Source organism: Streptomyces sp. NPDC001056, assembly GCF_053598955.1.
Map to the genome: position 1 here is coordinate 200,286 of NZ_JBSFLI010000004.1, position 14,986 is coordinate 215,271.

Sequence of the window (14,986 nt, forward strand, 5' to 3'; positions counted from 1 at the left end):
GGAGGCGTGAAGTCCTGACCCGCTTGACCCTCACGCGGCGTCATGCCGCATGGTCGGTGGCGTGGAAGAGCACCTGACCGTGGGACGGGTGGCCGAGCTGGCCGGCGTGACCGTCCGCACGCTGCACCACTACGACGAGATCGGCCTCGTGCGGCCCGTCCGCGCGGACCGCGGCCGGGTACCGGGCCTACGCGGCGCCGGACGTGGAGCGGCTGCGGGAGGTGCTCGCCTACCGGCGGCTGGGGTTCGGGCTGCGCGAGATCGCGGATCTGGTGGACGACCCGGCGACGCACTCCGCGAGGACCTCTCCTCGGGCCGCTGGGCCGAACGCAACCGTGACCTGCTCGCCCTCGACGCGGCGGAACTCGGCCTCCGCCTGCTCGTGGCCTGAACCGTCGTGCGGCGGGCCGCCGGGCGAGGGGGAGCGGCGCGGTCAGGCCGGCCCGTGGTCGGCCGCTTCCGGTCGCCCACGATGCCGGAACCACTCCGGTGCCAGGATCGACATCACCACCGCGTCCACCCGCTCGCCCTCCCACAGCAGGGCGTCGCGCAACACGCCCTCGGCGACGAACCCCGCCTTCTCGTAGACACGGCGGGCCCTCGGGTTGAAGGCGTAGACCTCCAGGGAGACGCGGTGCAGCCCCAGTTCCTCGAAGCCGTGGCCGACGATCAGCCGCGTCGCCTCGGTGCCCAGGCCGTGCCCGTAGGTACCGGGGACGAGGCAGATGCGGAAGCCGCAGCTTTCGTTGCCCGGGTCCCACGCGTTGAGGACCGCCTCCCCGACGACGTTCCCCGTCGTCAGTTCGACCACGGCGAGGTCCAGCCGGTCGTCCTGGGCCCCACGGGTCTCGTACCAGGTGCGTATCCGTGCCTCGTCGGGCTCGCCGTCGCCATGACTGCCGGTCAGCCGTGAGGCCTCCGCGTCGCGGAACATGGGCAGCAGCGCGGGCACGTCGTCGACCGTGACCGGCCGGAGCAGCACCCGTTCCCCGCGCAGCGTGGGCTTGTCGAGGAAGCCGGGGCGCGTCGCGCGTCGCGCGTGATCAACCATGGCCGCATTGTGCCCAGCGCATGGCCAGGTGTCCTCCCGTTTATCCGCGCCACCGGGACGCGCGCTGCGGTGGGGTGCCGGGGGACGGCCACGACGCCGTGACCCTCACCTGTCGGTGATCTCGGAGAGCCATGCCGTGTCCTCCGGGCCCGGGGTTCCGGGGCGGGGTTCGGGGAGCCGGCGGAGTTCGCCGGTGCGCAGGGCGACCGTGGCCCGGGGACGCATCGGGCCGTCGCCCCGCCGTGCGAGCAGGACGAGTTCCCAGACGGTCGCGGTCATGGTGTCGAGCCGGGCGGCGCAGTCGGTGCCGACGCGCCGGGGATCCCGGGTCCGGCCCAGGGACAGATGCGGGATGAAGTGCTCGGCGGGCCCGTGGCAGCGCGGGAACCGCAGGCGCAGTGCGTGGTGCAGGGCTGTCCAGGGCGCCGCGCCGGCCGCCGCCGGGTCGAGCCAGACGGTGGAGTACGCCCGGTGCCGGAAGGTGCGCACGCCGTCCAGCCGGGCGGTGAAGACCGGGGTGGCGGCCATGGCCGCGGCGAGCAGGGGGGCGGCGCGCCCGAAGTCGGACTCCGGTACGAAGCCGAAGAGCACATTGACGTGCGGCGGCCAGCGGTGGATCTGGGGATCGTAGTCCTGGCGGATGTCCTGGATCGGCGGCCACAGCTCCGCGGGCGGGATCCAGGCCAGTGCCGTCCGGGGCGTCGGGGGCACGTCGAGGACGCCGACGGGCTCGCCCCCGCCGCAGCCCGTGCCGAGGACCGGGTCAGCGTGCGGGTTCCGTATCCGGCCGGCGCCCGAGGCGTCGACGCGGTCCACCCCCGTGGCCCGGTCCCAGACCACCTCGCCGTCCGCCTCGATGAACACCACCCGGTGCCACGGGATGTCGCCCCCGGGGACGAAGTAGGGCAGCGGGACGCGTGTGCAGCCGTCCCCGCGTTCGCTGATCCCCAGCACGAACCGGGCCGGGTCGAACCGCGCGTCCCAGCGGACCCGGTGGTAGATCTCGTCGCTGGTCCGCATCACGACTCCTCTCGCGCGCCGCGCCTTCTCCTCCAGGGTGCCGCTCGTGCCGTCCTCGGGGGCACGTTCACCGGCTTCCGACGGCTGTGCCCGCGGTGTGCCCGGTCCGCGTGGGACCGGGCACACCGTTGCCTCAGGGGCGGGCCGGGGCCTGGTCGGCCGCGGCCGGTCGCCGGTCGGCTGCCTCGGGCTCCTTGCGCAGGGACGGGATGAGCGAGGCGACGGCGGCGGAGAGGACGGCGACGCCGCAGCCGATCAGGAGGCCGGTGCGGAAGCCGTCCTCGGAGGCGATGGTGTAGCCGCCCAGGTCGACGGTCATGTGGGCCAGCACCACGCCGATCACGGCCGAGCCGATCGTGGTGCCGAGCGAGCGCATCAGGGTGTTGAAGCCGTTGGCCGCGGCGGTCTCGGAGACCGGCACCGAGCTCATGATGAGCGCGGGCATGGAGCCGTAGGCGAGGGCGACGCCGCTGTTGATGACGATCCCGGCGAGCATGATGCCCCAGGCCGTTCCCATGAGCGGCAGCGCGAGTGCGTAGCCCACCGCGATCACCAGGGCGCCGCAGACGAGCGCGATCTTCGGGCCGCGCGCGTTGATCAGTTTTCCGCCGAGCGGGGAGACGAGCATCATCATGATGCCGCCGGGCGCGATCCACAGGCCCGCCGCGAGCATCGACTGGCCGAGGCCGAAGCCGGTGGCCTTCGGGAACTGCAGCACCTGCGGCGCGATCAGCATGAACGAGTACATGCCGACGCCGATGAGGACCGACGCGGCGTTGGTGATCAGCACCCGCGGGCGGGCCGTGGTGCGCAGGTCGATCAGCGGGTCGCGGGTGCGCAGCTCCCAGAGGCCCCAGGCGGGCAGGGCGACGACGGCGACCGCGAACAGCCCGAGCGTGGTGCCCGAGGCCCAGCCCCAGTCGGCGCCCTTGGAGATCGCCAGCAGCAGCGCGACCAGGCCGATGGCGAGCCCGAGCGCGCCGAGCGCGTCGAAGCGCTGTCCCTTGGCGGCGGCGGGGACGTCCGGTACGACGACGAAGATCAGCACGCCGACGATCAGGGCGAGGACGGACGATCCCCAGAACAGCTGCTGCCAGTCGGCGTACTGCGCGACCGCGGCGGCGAGGGGCAGCCCGATCGCGCCGCCGATGCCCATGGACGCGCTGACCAGGGCGATGGAGCCGCTGAGCTTCTCGGCGGGGAGCACGTCCCGCAGCAGCGCGATGCCCAGCGGGATCATGCCCATGCCCATGCCCTGCAGACCGCGTCCGGTGATCATCGGCACGACGGACGTGGACAGGGCGCACACCACCGAGCCGATCACCAGCGGCACCACGCAGACCAGCATCATGCGCCGCTTGCCCACGAGGTCGCCGAGGCGTCCGGACACCGGCACGCAGACGCCGCCGACGAGCAGGGTGACCGTGACCACCCAGGCGGCGTTCGACGATGAGGTGTGCAGGATCTGCGGCAGCTCGGCGATGAGCGGGGTCACCAGGGTCTGCATGATCGCGGCGACGGTTCCGGCGAGCGCCAGGGCGGTGACGATACCGCCCGTTCTGCGGCTCGGCTGCGGGGCTTCCATGGGTGACTCCTCGTTTCGTCCGGTCGTCCGGGGTCGGCACACCCCAGGGGTGTGCATGATGCACATCGTATGCATTATTCATATCGCATGCGTCATGCACGTCGCCTGTGTGTGACACATGGGTGGCGGGGGAGCGCCGGGACGGGACACCTGCGCCGCGAGGCCCTGAGATACGGTCGACTTCCGAAGGAGGCAGTACATGGGCAAGCCGTCGCATCTGGTCGAGTTCGAGCACATGGTGCTCGGGCGGCATCAGCTGAGCAGTACCACCCGCCGGCATCACGAGGGCCGGCTGGAGCGGAGCGCGTACATCATGCTCAGCCGGATCCACGTCCAGGGACCGATGTCGATCGGGCAGCTCAGCGACGCCTTCCAGCTCGACGCCTCCACCGTCAACCGGCAGACCGCGCACGCGATGCGGGCCGGGCTCCTGGAGCGGATCCCCGACCCCGAGGGCGGCATGGCGCGCAAGTTCCGGCTGACCGAGGAGGGCGAGCGGAAGCTGCTGGAGGAACGCGACCTGCACGTCAAGGACCTGGACCGGGTCTTCGAGGACTGGTCGGCCGAGGACGTGGAGAACTTCGCCCGCTACCTCCAGCGGTTCAACACGAGCGTGGAGCGGATCACCGGCCGGCCGTGGCCCCGGACGTGAGCCCCGCCCGCCTTCGCCGCCGCCGTACTCACACGTGACCGGCTCCGGTCCCGCCCGGTGCCGGGGCGGGAGGTCCGCGCGTACGACGCCGCCCGCGCGCGGCGGCCGGCCCTCGGGAAGGGCGGTCGCGGCGTACTCGCCCCGGGCGTCCGTCAGCGTGGACACCAGCCGGCGGCCGGCGGGGCCCAGCACGGTCGCCTGCCCCCGGGGGACCGGCCGCTGGTCCGGACCGCGGACCGTGCCGACCAGGCCGGGCTCCGGTTCGCCGAAGTGACGGCGGTGCACGGGGAGCGCCGTGGGCGCCGGCGCCTCGGTGGGTCCGCCGCCGACGGGTCCTGGACCTCCTGACCGATGTCCGGCCACGCAGGGTGGTGCGCCGGTGCCGCCGGGCGTCCAGGCCCGACGAGGGCGGCGCCGGCGGCGATCCACGGGCACAGGACGCGGACCGGCCCGAGCCACGGTGTAGCCACGGTGAGCAAGGACCGGACGGGGACCACCGTGGTCTACTTCGGCATCGCCGTGGAGCGTGCCGGGCTGATGCCCCGACTCATGTGGTGCGCAGCGGCACCGGCAGGTGGTCCCACAGATTGACGTGGGCGAGGCGCCAGCGGCCGTCGGACCATTCGAGCGCGGTGATCCCGCAGTGGTAGAGCTTGAGGCAGAAGGTGTCGGATTCCGCGACCGCCCGGACGACCGTGCTGATCAGTCCGCCGTGGGCCACCGCGAGGACCGGTCGGCCCGACTCCTCGGCGCGGCGGGTGAGTTCGACCAGGGCGGTGCGCGCCTGGGAGCGGAAGTCCAGATAGCGCTCGGAGAGGAGCGTGCCGCGCCGCTTGGTGAACGGCGCGCTGGACGAGGGGAGTTCGGAGGGGACGGCGAAGTCGGCCTCGGCGAGCGTGGGTTGGACGTCGGCCGGCAGGCTCAGCGATGCGCGCAGGTGCTCGGCCGTCTCGCGGGCCTGCGTCAGCGGGCTGGTCACCAGGCTGCCCACCGTGAGCGAGGTGTCGCCGTCGAGGCGCCCGTCGCCCGCGAGCCACCGCGCCAGATGCCCGGCCTGGCTGTGCCCGAGCGGGCTGAGACCCGTGTCCCCTCCCCGGCGCCCCTGGCCGGCTCCCTGCCCCAGCGACTGACCGTGACGCACGAGATAGATCTTCACCGGACGTCCTCCACGAGCGGTTCCCGGTCCGCCGCGGCCCCCGGGCCCTCCTCGGCGGCTCCCGGCATGAGCGGCTTCCCCCCGGCCACGATCCGGCCCAGCCAGAAGCCCGCGAACTGGGAGGTGACGATCGACAGCAGCACGAGCGAGGTGAAGAAGTTCTCGTTGATGATCTGCGCGCCGAACGCCACGGACGCGAGCACGATGCCCGGACCGCCGCGGGCGTTCATCGCGACGGCGAGGTTCCTGGCCGCCGCGGAGGTCTCTCCCGCCAGCCGCGCCCCGAGCCAGACGCTGGCCGACTTCACCAGACAGGCCAGCGCCAGGAACCAGCAGAAGAACACCGGGTCGAAGTGGCGCACCAGATCCAGCTTGATGCCGACGATCGCGAAGTAGACCGGCACGAAGAAGCCGAGGGAGACCTGGCGCAGGGTCTCCTGGGACCGCTCCGCCCCGGCCCCGGACGCGCCCGCCACGCACATGCCCGCCACGAGCGCGCCGAAGATCGGGTCGATACCGAGTCCCGCGCAGGCGGCGCACAGCAGGAAGACGACGACCAGCCGGAAGGCGAGCGGGCTGCGCCGCTCCAGCACATTGGCCCGCGACCGCGCCAGCCGTTCGAGGAGCCGGGGTCCCAGCCACAGGGACAGCGCGAGGAACAGCAGGGGTACGACGGTGAAGTAGGCGACGGTCGGCGGCAGTTCGCCGGAACCGTACGACGCCCACAGGCCGTACGCGTCGGCGCCGCGCGCCTGTGCCATGCCGAGGACGATGGCGAGGACGACGTAGAGAAGGATGTCCTCGACCACGGCGACGGCCAGGACGATCCGCGCGAACAGGGTCCGCAGGATGCCGAGGTCCAGCATGATGCGCGAGATGACGGGCACGCTGGTGACCGCGACGGCCATGCCGAAGACGAGCGCGAGGGCCGCGGGCGAGCCGTTGGGGCCGGTCAGGCCGTCGGTGTGCACGGCGGAGGCGACGGCCAGCCCGAAGGCGAAGGGCAGGGCGAGACCGGAGACCGCGGCGTAGGCGATGGTGCGCCGGCCCCCGGCCCGGCGGCGGGCGCGCAGCTCGGTGCCGGTCAGGTACACCAGCAGCAGCATGCCGAGCTGGTAGAAGGCGCCGAGCACGTACGACGTGGCGCCCGAGGCCGGGAACAGCCAGTGCCATGCCCCCGGGGCGAACTCCCCGAGCACCGTCGGCCCGAGCACCAGGCCGCCCGCTATCTCGCCGATGACCTGGGGCTGGCGCAGGCGTGCGAACAACTGGCCACCGAGGTGGGCGGCGGTGAGCAGGAGGGTGAGCGCGAGGAGGAGGTGGGCCACCTCAGCGGCTTTGAGGGACACGGCTCCTCCTTCCCTGCGTACGTGCGCGGACAGGTGTGGAAACCACGGGTGTCCCTTCTGTCAGTCGTGCCCCTGGAACTACTCGTGCCTGGAACTGATCGTGACCCTGGAACCGATCGTGACCCTGGAACCGCTCGTGAACCCGGGAGCGGGCCGCACCCCTGGAGCCGGCCGTCGCCCTCCGGAGTGGGCCGCCCCCTACACGGCGACCACGCAGTCGTCGGAGCATCCGGCGCCCGCGACGCTGACGATCCCCGTCCTGCCGTCGCCGAAGAACCGCGCGAACAGGCCCGCGGGACGGCCGCCGAACATCAGCGGCCCGAACACCGGGGCCACCTCGGTGTCGTAGGGCTCGTCCACCCCGTCGGCCACCACCGCGAGCCGGCAGGTGCGCGGCGCCACGAACTCCTGCACCACACTGGTGCCGGTCTCCGCGGCAGCCGTCACCGCCGCCGCCCACTCGGCCTGGCCGGTCTGCCGGCCGATGACGACCTGCCGTCCGCTCATGCCGATGCTCTCCTTGAGCACCAGCGACTCGCGATGGGCGACGGCGAACTCCACCAGGTCGACCTTGCGTTCGCCCCGGGTCGTCCACCGGTGGGAGAGAACGCGGGTCCACGGCAGATAGGCGTCGACGAGGGCGCGTTCGGCCGCGCTCATCCACGGGCGGCCCTCCGACAGCATGCCCAGGGTCAGCTTGCTCGACAGGAAGGTGGAGGTCTGGGTGCCCACCAGGAGGCAGCCGTTGTCCAGCGCGGTCTGCACCGGCGCGGTGTCGATGCCGAGTTCGGCCCAGTCCGGGATGGTGAAGTCCCGCAGTCCCACGGGGTACCGCAGTCCGGGCGGGCAGTCCCAGGTCTCGTGCAGATCCTCCGGCTCGAAGAAACGCGCGAGCAGACCGTGGCTGTTGAAGTGGTCCACTTGCAGGTCGAAGTACCGCGTGCGGCCCCCCTGGTCGCGGGCGCTGCCCGCGATCGCCACCCGGGGCGGCACCCCCAACTCGGCACACAGCTGCCGGAACATCTCGGTGCGTACGGCGAACGGGTCCTGGTAGCCGAACGGCAACCGCCCCCGGGCGTCGGTGTAGAGCCGCCGCCAGACCTCCATACGGCAGTGGAACTCCACCGGTCCGCCGAGCGCTCCGCTGACGTTGAACTCCAGGAACTGCGGGCCGTCCGGACCGATCACGATGTCCGGACGGGCCACGCAGTCCGCGTACCGCTCCTCGGTGAACCGGTCGGCCAGGAACAGCTGTCGCTCGCTGTCCGGCATGCGGTACGCGGCCAGCCGCCCCTCGGTGGTGGCCGCGGCCTCCAGGGCGGTGCGGCGCACCAGGTCGAGCAGGGCCCGCGAGACGCGGAACAACTCGGCGTACGACGCGCTCGGCAGCGCGATCGGCGCGGCGGGCAGATGCGTCTGGTACCAGTAGCCCGTGTCCCGTATCTCGTGCCGCAGCATGTCGCGGAGCGTCGCGGCACCGGCCGCGGGCGCCAGCCGATGGCGGCCGAACCACGGGTGGCCCGTCGCCGGCGAGGGGTCCGCCTCCAGGAGCACGGTCATCCGTCTTCCTCTCTTTTCCTTCTTCTGATCACGAGGCGCGGCGCACCGCTAAGGTGTGCGCGGCGCCGCCGCACGACCGGCGCCCGCAACACCTCAACGCGCACGGGAGAAGGTCCTATGACACTGCGTCAGGTAGGCGACAACGAGTACGTCGAGGAACACGGCGGCGACTACGAGGACTTCGAACCGGGGATGGTGATCAAGCACTGGCCCGGCCGGACCATCACCGAGTCGGACAACACCTGGCTGACGCTGCTGACGATGAACCAGCATCCGCTGCACTTCGACAAGGCGTACGGCGAAGGAGCCGAGTACGGCCGGGTCCTGGTGAACAGCGGGATCACGATCTGCCTCATCAGCGGCATGACCGTACAGGCGCTGTCCGCGCGGGCCGTGGCCAACCTCGGCTGGGACCGGGTCCGCCTGAAGGACCCGGTGTACGTCGGCGACACCCTGTACGCGACGAGCCGGATCCTGGACAAGCGGCTGTCCAAGTCCCGCCCGGGACAGGGCATCGTCACCGTCGAGACGACCGGCACGAAGTCCACCGGGGAGACCGTCATCGTCTTCGAGCGGTCCTTCATGGTCCGCTGCCGCGAGACGGCCTGACGGCACCGCCGGGCACGTCACCGTGCGGTGTCCGCGCACAGGGCGGCCGCGGCGGCCGTGTCCTCGATGGCCAGACCCACGCCGCGGAACACCGAGGTACGGCCGTCCGCCGCGGCCGTACCGTCCACCAGTTCGCCCAGCTCGCACAGCGCCTCTGGGCCGATCAGGCCCGCGGCCAGCGCGGCCCGCACCTCACCGGCCTCCGCGTGCGCGGCCGTCCGCTCCTCCACGACGACCAGCGCGTCCGCGAGCAGCGCCGGGTCCACCTCCAGGGCGTCCTCGTGGGTGCCGCCGATGATGTTGAGATGGGCGCCCGGGGCCACCCAGCCGGCCTCGACCAGCGGTTCCGCCGCGTCGGTCGACGTCGTCGTGCAGATGACGGCGGCATCGGCGACGGCCTCCTTCACCGTGTCGCACACGGTCACCCGGAGCGCCCCGCCGGAGGTCTCCCGGACCCATCGCGCGAACCGCTCGGTGCGTTCAGGGGTACGGGAGAACACCCGGACCGTGCGGAGCGGGCGCACCGCGGACACGGCCCGCACCAGGGCACGCGCCTGCACCCCGGCGCCGAGGACGGCCAGATCGGCGGCGTCCTCGGGGGCGCACAGCCGGGTGGCCAGCGCGGCGACCGCGCCGGTGCGGACGGCGGTCAGCTCGGCTCCGTCCAGGAGCGCGGTGACACGACCCGTCGCCAGATCGGTGACGGCGACGACCCCGTGGATCAGCGGCAGGCCGCGGTCGGGGTTGCCCGGCGTCAGCGTGGTGATCTTGACGGTGCCCACGCCGTGCCGCTCCCACACGGAGGCCGCCGCCAGCAGCTCCCCTCCGCCCCGGTGCGGGACGACCGTACGCGGGGGAGAGGACGTGCGCCCGGCGGACAGGTCGGCGAAGGCCTCGGCGAGCGTGTCGACCACCCGCAGCAGCCGTTCGGTGCCGGTCATGTCCTCGGCCGCGAGGAACACGGGGGACGTCGGCCCGCTCACGCGACCGCCTCCCGCGCGCTCAACTCCGCGACCACGTCCCCGATCATGTCCTCCTGCCCGGCGATGGCCTGCCGCCTGCCGAGTTCGAAGAAGACGTCGCGGGGGTCGACGCCCGCCCGCTGGGCCTGCTCCAGGACCTGGTGCTTGAACCCGGAGAAGACCCCCGCCAGCCCGCTGACGATGCTCAGCGAACCGGTGACCGGGGGCGCCGGCATGAGCTTGTGCTCGGCGAACTCGGCGGCGTCCAGCAGCGCGTACAGGTCGATGCCGGTGGTGAATCCGGTGCGCTCCAGCACCGGGACCAGCACCTCCAGCTGGGTGTTGCCCGCGCCCGCGCCGAAACCGCGCGCGCAGCCGTCGATGATCCCGGCGCCGGCCTGCGCGGCGGCGACCGAGTTCGCCACCGCCATGCCGAGATTGTTGTGCCCGTGGAAGATCACCGGCACGTCGACGGCGGCCCGGATGGCGCCGATGCGCTCGCCGACGTCGTCGGGCAGGAAGTGCCCGGCGGAGTCCATGATGCCGACCGCGCGGGCCCCGTAGCCGACGGCGCGGGCCGCGTTCTCGGCGAGTTCGGCGGGGGAGGCCATGTGGCTCATCATCAGCACGCAGTGCGCCTCGGCGCCCTGCTCGGCGAGGAAGCCCAGGTGCCGCTCGGCGAGGGAGCCCTCGGTGCAGTGCACGCCGACGCGCACCACGTCCGCACCGTGTTTCAGGGCCCGGCGCAGATCGTCGGAGGTGCCCCAGCCGGGCAGCAGGAACACCGCCATCCGGCTGTGCTGGAGGGCCTCGCGCACGGTGGACAGCATCAGGTCGTCGGGCACGGCGGCGCGGCCGACCTGGAGGGAGGAGGCGCCGAGGCCGTTGCCGTGTCCCACCTCCACCACCGGGACCCCCGCGGCGTCGGCCGCCGCCGCGTAGCCGCGCAGCGCGTCCACGCCGAGCTGATGGCGCACCGCGTGCTGGCCGTCGCGCAGTGTGGGGTCGTGGATCACCACGGCGTTCACCGGCTCACCCCCTGCTGGGCGGCCGGGGCGAGCCGGGCCGCGTGCTGCTCGGCGACCAGCACCGCGGCCGCGTCGATGATGTCCAGGTTTCCCGCGTAGGCGGGCAGCACCTCGCTGTCGGCGTCGACTTCGAGGGAGACGACGATCAGCTCGCCGCGCACGTCGCAGGTGAGGACCCGGTAGCCGGGCGCGAACTCCCGGACCCGCTCGGCCGCTTCGGCCACCACGGCCCGCACCGTCTCGACGTCGGCCGCGGGCGCCAGCGCGTGCACGGTGGTGCGGAAGGCCGCCGGCGGCACGGCCGGGCTGATGTTGAGGATCGCCTTGGTGGCGGCCACGCCGGTGAACGCGGTCAGCGCCTGCTGGGTCGTCGCGACGTACTCGTCCAGGTTGAGCCGGGTGGCCCGGCCCGCGACGCCGCTGGCGACGGTCGAGACGACCTCGAAGTACCGCACGTCGAACCGGTCGGCGAGGGCGTGCGCCACCGGGATCGAGGCCTGGCCGCCGCAGCTGATCAGGCTGACGTTGCCCTCGGGCGGCGCGTGCACGCCGGTCACGGTCGGCACCACCATCTGCCCGATCTTGCTCGGGGTCAGGTCGATCAGCAGCGTGTCGTACGGCCGCAGCAGTCGCCAGTGCTCGGCGTGCGCCCGCGCGTTGGTGGCGTCGAAGACCACGTCGAAGGGGCGGGGCGCGGCGAGGACCGCGTCGATCCCTTCCGCGCTGGTCGGACAGCCGAGCCCGGCGGCGCGCCGCAGCCCCGCGGAGTCCGGGTCGCGCCCGGCCACCAGGGCGCACTCCAGCACGGGCGAGCGGCGGATCTTGGAGACCAGGTCCTGGCCGATGGCGCCGGTGCCGATGACGGCGACGGAGACGCCCGGGACCGCGCCCACGGTCCTGTCGTCGGTGACGCTCATCGCACCACCCCCGAGTCCGCCGTCCCCGGAGCTGTTGTCCCCGAGTCCGCCGTCCAAGAGTCCGCCGCCCGCGCGCCCGCCGTCCGCGCATCCGCCTTCTCCGCCGCCGACTCGCCGAACCGCGCGCTCCACGTGTCGCCGCGCTCCACCGTCGTCCGCGCCCTGCGGGCGAACGGCGGCCCGACCATGGCGCCGTCCAGCAGCGCCACGCCCCCGTCCGCCGCCCGGACCGCCTCGGTGACCCGGCGGGCCTGGCGCAGTTCCTCCGCGTCGGGCCGCAACGCCCGGTTGATCGGGGCGAGTTCGCCCGGGTGCACCGCCACCTTGCCGTGGAAGCCCAGCTCCCGTATCCGCTCGATCTCCTCGGCCAGCACCTCGGGCGCGTCGAGCCGGAAGTTGGCGGTGTCGATGCAGGCCGTGCCGTGGCGCGCGCAGGCCAGGGCCATCGCCTGGCGGGCGGCGAGCATGCCGGCCCAGGTGATCTCGACCCCCAGGGAGGCGGCCAGGTCGGCCGAGCCGAGGATCAGCCCGTCGGCGGCCTCGGCGATGCCGTCCACGGCGCGGACGGCGGCCGGGGTCTCCACCGTCACATAGATCTCCGGGTGCGCCCCGGCCGAGGCGAGGGTGTCCCGCAGCAGGCGTACCTCGACCGGCGACTCCACCATGGTCATCACCACGATGCCCGGCCGGACCGGCGACTCGGCGAGCAGCAGCAGGTCGTGTACGGCCTCCAGGGTGCCCATCGGGTTGACGCGCACCCCGGTGTTCGCCGGGGCGGGCGTCTTCTCCAGCGCCGCCCGGCACACCTCGCGGGCCGCCGCCTTCCCGGGCGGCGGGACGGCGTCCTCCAGGTCGATCACATGCACGTCGGCGTCGTACGACCAGGCCTTGACGACCCGGTCGAGGGAGAGCGCGGGCGTGTACAGGATGCTGCGCGGCAGCGCCCGGGTGGCGTCCGTCATCGGATGGCCTCCCCGGGCGCGGGTATCGCGGGGGAGGCGCCGACCTCGGTGAGGACGGCGCACAGCGAGCGGATCTGCTCCTCGGTCTGGCCCGCGCGCATCATCACGCGCAGGCCCGCTGTGCCGCGGGCGACGATCGGGAAGAACACCGGGGAGACGTAGAACCCCTCCTCGAAGACCCGCCGCCCGGCCTCGATCACCGTCTCGTCGGTCATCGGCACCAGCCGGATCGGATAGGTGCTGCCGGTCTGCTCGGTGTGGACGAGGGAGTCGAAGAGTTCGATGTTGCGGTACAACCGGTTCTGCAACGTCGTCAGTTCGGGCGTGCGGTGGATCTCGGCGGAGGCGAGGCCCGCGCCGACCGCGGCCGTGTTCAGCAACTGCGAGTAGTTCAGGGCGCCGCCGAACCGCTCGATGATCCGCAGCGTCTCCTTCTCGTACCCGTCCAGCACGATGGCCGCGCCGCTGGTGCCGAACGCCTTGTTCAGGGTGACCACCACGATGGTGCGCTCGTCCAGCACCGGGCTGTGCGTGCGCACGTACCCGACGCCTCGCTCACCGTAGGCCGACAGCGAGTGCGAGTCGTCGTAATAGACCAACAGGCCGTACTTGTCCTGGAGTTCGGCCAGCTCCTTGACCGGCGCGTAGCCGCCCAGGCTGTCGCTGCCGTCGCAGACGTAGGCGACGCGCGCGTACTTCCTGCACGCGTCCTCGATGAAGTCGAGGTCGTGGTGGGGCGAGGTGACGACCTCGGTCTCGTCCGCGCAGACCGGCTTGAGGTTCGCCATCGAGATGTGCGCGTTCTTGTCGAAGATCATCAACGGCCGGGTGCCGTCGCCCAGATGACCCGAGGCGATCAGCGGCAGCAGCCCGAACGTCGCCGTGCTCGCCGCGATGGAGCACACCACGTGGGCGCCGAACAGCTCGCCGAGCGAGTCCTCCAGCTCCAGCATCGCGGGGATCTGCACGCGGCTGCGGGCGATGCAGTGGTCCAGGACGCCGTAGCGGCGCATGGCGTCGATACCGCCCTCGATCACCTTGGGGTGGGAGTCGAGGTCGAGGTAGGAGCAGCAGCTGAAGTTGACGAACTCATGGCCGTCCGCCACGAACTCATGTCCCTCGGTGGTGCGCAGCACACCGGAGTCCAGGTCGGCCACGATGCCGGCCAGGCCGTTGCGCTCCGACATGTCCCAGAACTCGTTGCCGATGCCGATGAGTTTGTCGTTGTTGCGGTACCGGTGGGTGGGGGTGATGGAGATGCGCTCGGTCATGACGCCGCCTGTGCCGGTTCGTAGTTGTAGACGCCCTTGAGCTTGCGGAAGACCGCGGTGTAGACCGCCACCCCGAGCACGTACGGCCGGCGCAGGATCTTCGGGTCGCGCAGCCAGAAGTTCACGTTGATGTTCATCTCGTCCAGCGACTCCGCCTGGTGCCACCAGCCCAGCGGCAGATAGAGCATCTGCCCCGGCTCCAGGACGACTTCACGGCGCTGGGCGAGCTTGGCCGCGAGCTTCGGGTAGCGCGCCCGGTCCACGTCGTCGAAGTCGAAGACCCGCGACTTGTCGCCGAATCCCTTCTTCAGCGAGCGCGGGTAGTACTCGCGAAAGCCCGGGGGCGCGATGACGAACCGCTTGCGGCCCTCCAGGGCGACGTTGAAGTTCTCCAGCTCGTCGAAGTGGCTCTGGGTGAACACCCCGCGGTGGCTGATCCACAGGTTGGCCGCGTTGAGCGCGCGGCGGTAGTCGAACAGCTTCCCCGCGTCGAAGCCGAGGATTCTGTTCACGTCGGACGGCCGGTTGCGGATGTTGGACACGACGCGGTTCCAGGTGCTCGCGTCCTTCTGGTACGTGTCGTCGGCGAAGAACTCCGCGAGCCGGATCTCCCTGGTGGTCCAGCGCTCGGGGTTCTGCTTGTCGCTGGGCTCGGTGAACAGGGTCACCGGCAGCTGCCCGAGCAGCTCGGCCACCCCCTCCCTGCCCATGCCTCTGGTGCCGCCCGGCAGGGTGATCACCACGGGGACGTCGGCCCGGATCAGGGCGTCCCGTCCGAAGGCCATGAACTCCTCGAACGACAGCCGCGGCACGGGCAGACCGCCGAGACCGCTCTCCGTCCGGACCGGCTCGTTTGCGTCCACA

General features: G+C 72.4%; 14 protein-coding genes and 1 pseudogene. 3 read left to right on the top strand and 12 right to left on the bottom strand.

The features are described 5' to 3' along the window. Nucleotides 1–49 precede the first annotated feature (49 nt). Nucleotides 50–323: pseudogene (locus tag ACWDD7_RS07265) on the top strand (MerR family transcriptional regulator); the annotation flags it as partial. A gap of 110 nt (nucleotides 324–433) precedes the next feature. On the opposite strand, the gene ACWDD7_RS07270 reads toward ACWDD7_RS07265, so the two are convergent. The 3 genes from ACWDD7_RS07270 to ACWDD7_RS07280 form a co-directional block, all read right to left on the bottom strand. After that, on the bottom strand, nucleotides 434–1,051 hold the full coding sequence (locus ACWDD7_RS07270; RefSeq protein WP_450456662.1) for a GNAT family N-acetyltransferase: 618 nt from the start codon (nucleotides 1,049–1,051) through the stop codon (nucleotides 434–436). Between the two features lie 105 nt (nucleotides 1,052–1,156). Then, complete coding sequence (locus ACWDD7_RS07275; protein ID WP_450456663.1) at nucleotides 1,157–2,071, bottom strand: RNA repair domain-containing protein; 915 nt, start codon at nucleotides 2,069–2,071, stop codon at nucleotides 1,157–1,159. Nucleotides 2,072–2,204: 133 nt separating this feature from the next. Then, nucleotides 2,205–3,656, bottom strand: a complete 1,452-nt coding sequence (locus ACWDD7_RS07280) for an MFS transporter (RefSeq protein ID WP_450456664.1) — start codon at nucleotides 3,654–3,656, stop codon at nucleotides 2,205–2,207. 199 nt (nucleotides 3,657–3,855) lie between these two features. On the opposite strand from ACWDD7_RS07280, the gene ACWDD7_RS07285 reads away from it, so the two are divergent. Next, the gene (locus tag ACWDD7_RS07285; protein WP_351871839.1) at nucleotides 3,856–4,308 is read left to right on the top strand and encodes a MarR family winged helix-turn-helix transcriptional regulator; all 453 of its coding nucleotides are present in this window, start codon (nucleotides 3,856–3,858) and stop codon (nucleotides 4,306–4,308) included. Nucleotides 4,309–4,855: 547 nt separating this feature from the next. Here the strand turns inward: ACWDD7_RS07285 and ACWDD7_RS07290 are convergent. The 3 genes from ACWDD7_RS07290 to ACWDD7_RS07300 form a co-directional block, all read right to left on the bottom strand. Next, complete coding sequence (locus ACWDD7_RS07290; protein WP_450456665.1) at nucleotides 4,856–5,464, bottom strand: histidine phosphatase family protein; 609 nt, start codon at nucleotides 5,462–5,464, stop codon at nucleotides 4,856–4,858. After that, the gene (locus ACWDD7_RS07295) at nucleotides 5,461–6,813 is read right to left on the bottom strand and encodes a cation:proton antiporter (protein ID WP_351871833.1); all 1,353 of its coding nucleotides are present in this window, start codon (nucleotides 6,811–6,813) and stop codon (nucleotides 5,461–5,463) included. The genes ACWDD7_RS07290 and ACWDD7_RS07295 overlap by 4 nt, the downstream gene beginning before the upstream one ends. A 198-nt stretch (nucleotides 6,814–7,011) precedes the next feature. Continuing rightward, nucleotides 7,012–8,373: a hypothetical protein gene (locus tag ACWDD7_RS07300; RefSeq protein ID WP_450456666.1), complete on the bottom strand. Its 1,362-nt coding sequence runs from the start codon at nucleotides 8,371–8,373 to the stop codon at nucleotides 7,012–7,014. Between the two features lie 117 nt (nucleotides 8,374–8,490). Here ACWDD7_RS07300 and ACWDD7_RS07305 point away from each other — a divergent pair, with 117 nt between their 5' ends. Next, nucleotides 8,491–8,982 carry a MaoC family dehydratase gene (locus tag ACWDD7_RS07305; protein WP_351871828.1) on the top strand — a complete coding sequence of 164 codons (492 nt, stop codon included), beginning with the start codon at nucleotides 8,491–8,493 and terminating at the stop codon, nucleotides 8,980–8,982. A gap of 17 nt (nucleotides 8,983–8,999) precedes the next feature. Here the strand turns inward: ACWDD7_RS07305 and ACWDD7_RS07310 are convergent, their stop codons facing one another. From ACWDD7_RS07310 to ACWDD7_RS07335, 6 genes are read right to left on the bottom strand one after another with little or no spacing between them, the layout of a single operon-like run. Beyond that, complete coding sequence (locus tag ACWDD7_RS07310; RefSeq protein ID WP_450456667.1) at nucleotides 9,000–9,965, bottom strand: ornithine cyclodeaminase family protein; 966 nt, start codon at nucleotides 9,963–9,965, stop codon at nucleotides 9,000–9,002. Further along, nucleotides 9,962–10,972: a 4-hydroxy-2-oxovalerate aldolase gene (dmpG, locus tag ACWDD7_RS07315; RefSeq protein WP_450456668.1), complete on the bottom strand. Its 1,011-nt coding sequence runs from the start codon at nucleotides 10,970–10,972 to the stop codon at nucleotides 9,962–9,964. The genes ACWDD7_RS07310 and dmpG overlap by 4 nt, the downstream gene beginning before the upstream one ends. Continuing rightward, a complete protein-coding gene (locus ACWDD7_RS07320; RefSeq protein ID WP_450456669.1) occupies nucleotides 10,969–11,889 on the bottom strand; it encodes an acetaldehyde dehydrogenase (acetylating) in 921 nt (306 codons plus the stop codon). The genes dmpG and ACWDD7_RS07320 overlap by 4 nt, the downstream gene beginning before the upstream one ends. Next, nucleotides 11,886–12,851, bottom strand: coding sequence for an HpcH/HpaI aldolase/citrate lyase family protein (locus ACWDD7_RS07325; protein WP_450456670.1), 966 nt, complete (start codon nucleotides 12,849–12,851; stop codon nucleotides 11,886–11,888). The genes ACWDD7_RS07320 and ACWDD7_RS07325 overlap by 4 nt, the downstream gene beginning before the upstream one ends. Continuing rightward, a complete protein-coding gene (locus ACWDD7_RS07330; RefSeq protein WP_450456671.1) occupies nucleotides 12,848–14,122 on the bottom strand; it encodes an 8-amino-7-oxononanoate synthase family protein in 1,275 nt (424 codons plus the stop codon). The genes ACWDD7_RS07325 and ACWDD7_RS07330 overlap by 4 nt, the downstream gene beginning before the upstream one ends. Continuing rightward, nucleotides 14,119–14,940, bottom strand: coding sequence for a cupin-like domain-containing protein (locus ACWDD7_RS07335; RefSeq protein ID WP_351871889.1), 822 nt, complete (start codon nucleotides 14,938–14,940; stop codon nucleotides 14,119–14,121). The genes ACWDD7_RS07330 and ACWDD7_RS07335 overlap by 4 nt, the downstream gene beginning before the upstream one ends. Nucleotides 14,941–14,986 lie beyond the last annotated feature (46 nt).

Excerpts from the sequence above, each read along its gene's own strand:
- ACWDD7_RS07280 (WP_450456664.1), bottom strand. The coding sequence starts at position 3,656 with ATGGAAGCCCCGCAGCCGAGCCGCAGAACGGGCGGTATCGTCACCGCC.
- ACWDD7_RS07270 (WP_450456662.1), bottom strand. The coding sequence starts at position 1,051 with ATGGTTGATCACGCGCGACGCGCGACGCGCCCCGGCTTCCTCGACAAG.
- ACWDD7_RS07325 (WP_450456670.1), bottom strand. The coding sequence starts at position 12,851 with ATGACGGACGCCACCCGGGCGCTGCCGCGCAGCATCCTGTACACGCCC.
- ACWDD7_RS07330 (WP_450456671.1), bottom strand. The coding sequence starts at position 14,122 with ATGACCGAGCGCATCTCCATCACCCCCACCCACCGGTACCGCAACAAC.
- ACWDD7_RS07275 (WP_450456663.1), bottom strand. The coding sequence starts at position 2,071 with ATGCGGACCAGCGACGAGATCTACCACCGGGTCCGCTGGGACGCGCGG.
- ACWDD7_RS07285 (WP_351871839.1), top strand. The coding sequence starts at position 3,856 with ATGGGCAAGCCGTCGCATCTGGTCGAGTTCGAGCACATGGTGCTCGGG.
- ACWDD7_RS07300 (WP_450456666.1), bottom strand. The coding sequence starts at position 8,373 with ATGACCGTGCTCCTGGAGGCGGACCCCTCGCCGGCGACGGGCCACCCG.
- ACWDD7_RS07320 (WP_450456669.1), bottom strand. The coding sequence starts at position 11,889 with ATGAGCGTCACCGACGACAGGACCGTGGGCGCGGTCCCGGGCGTCTCC.
- ACWDD7_RS07305 (WP_351871828.1), top strand. The coding sequence starts at position 8,491 with ATGACACTGCGTCAGGTAGGCGACAACGAGTACGTCGAGGAACACGGC.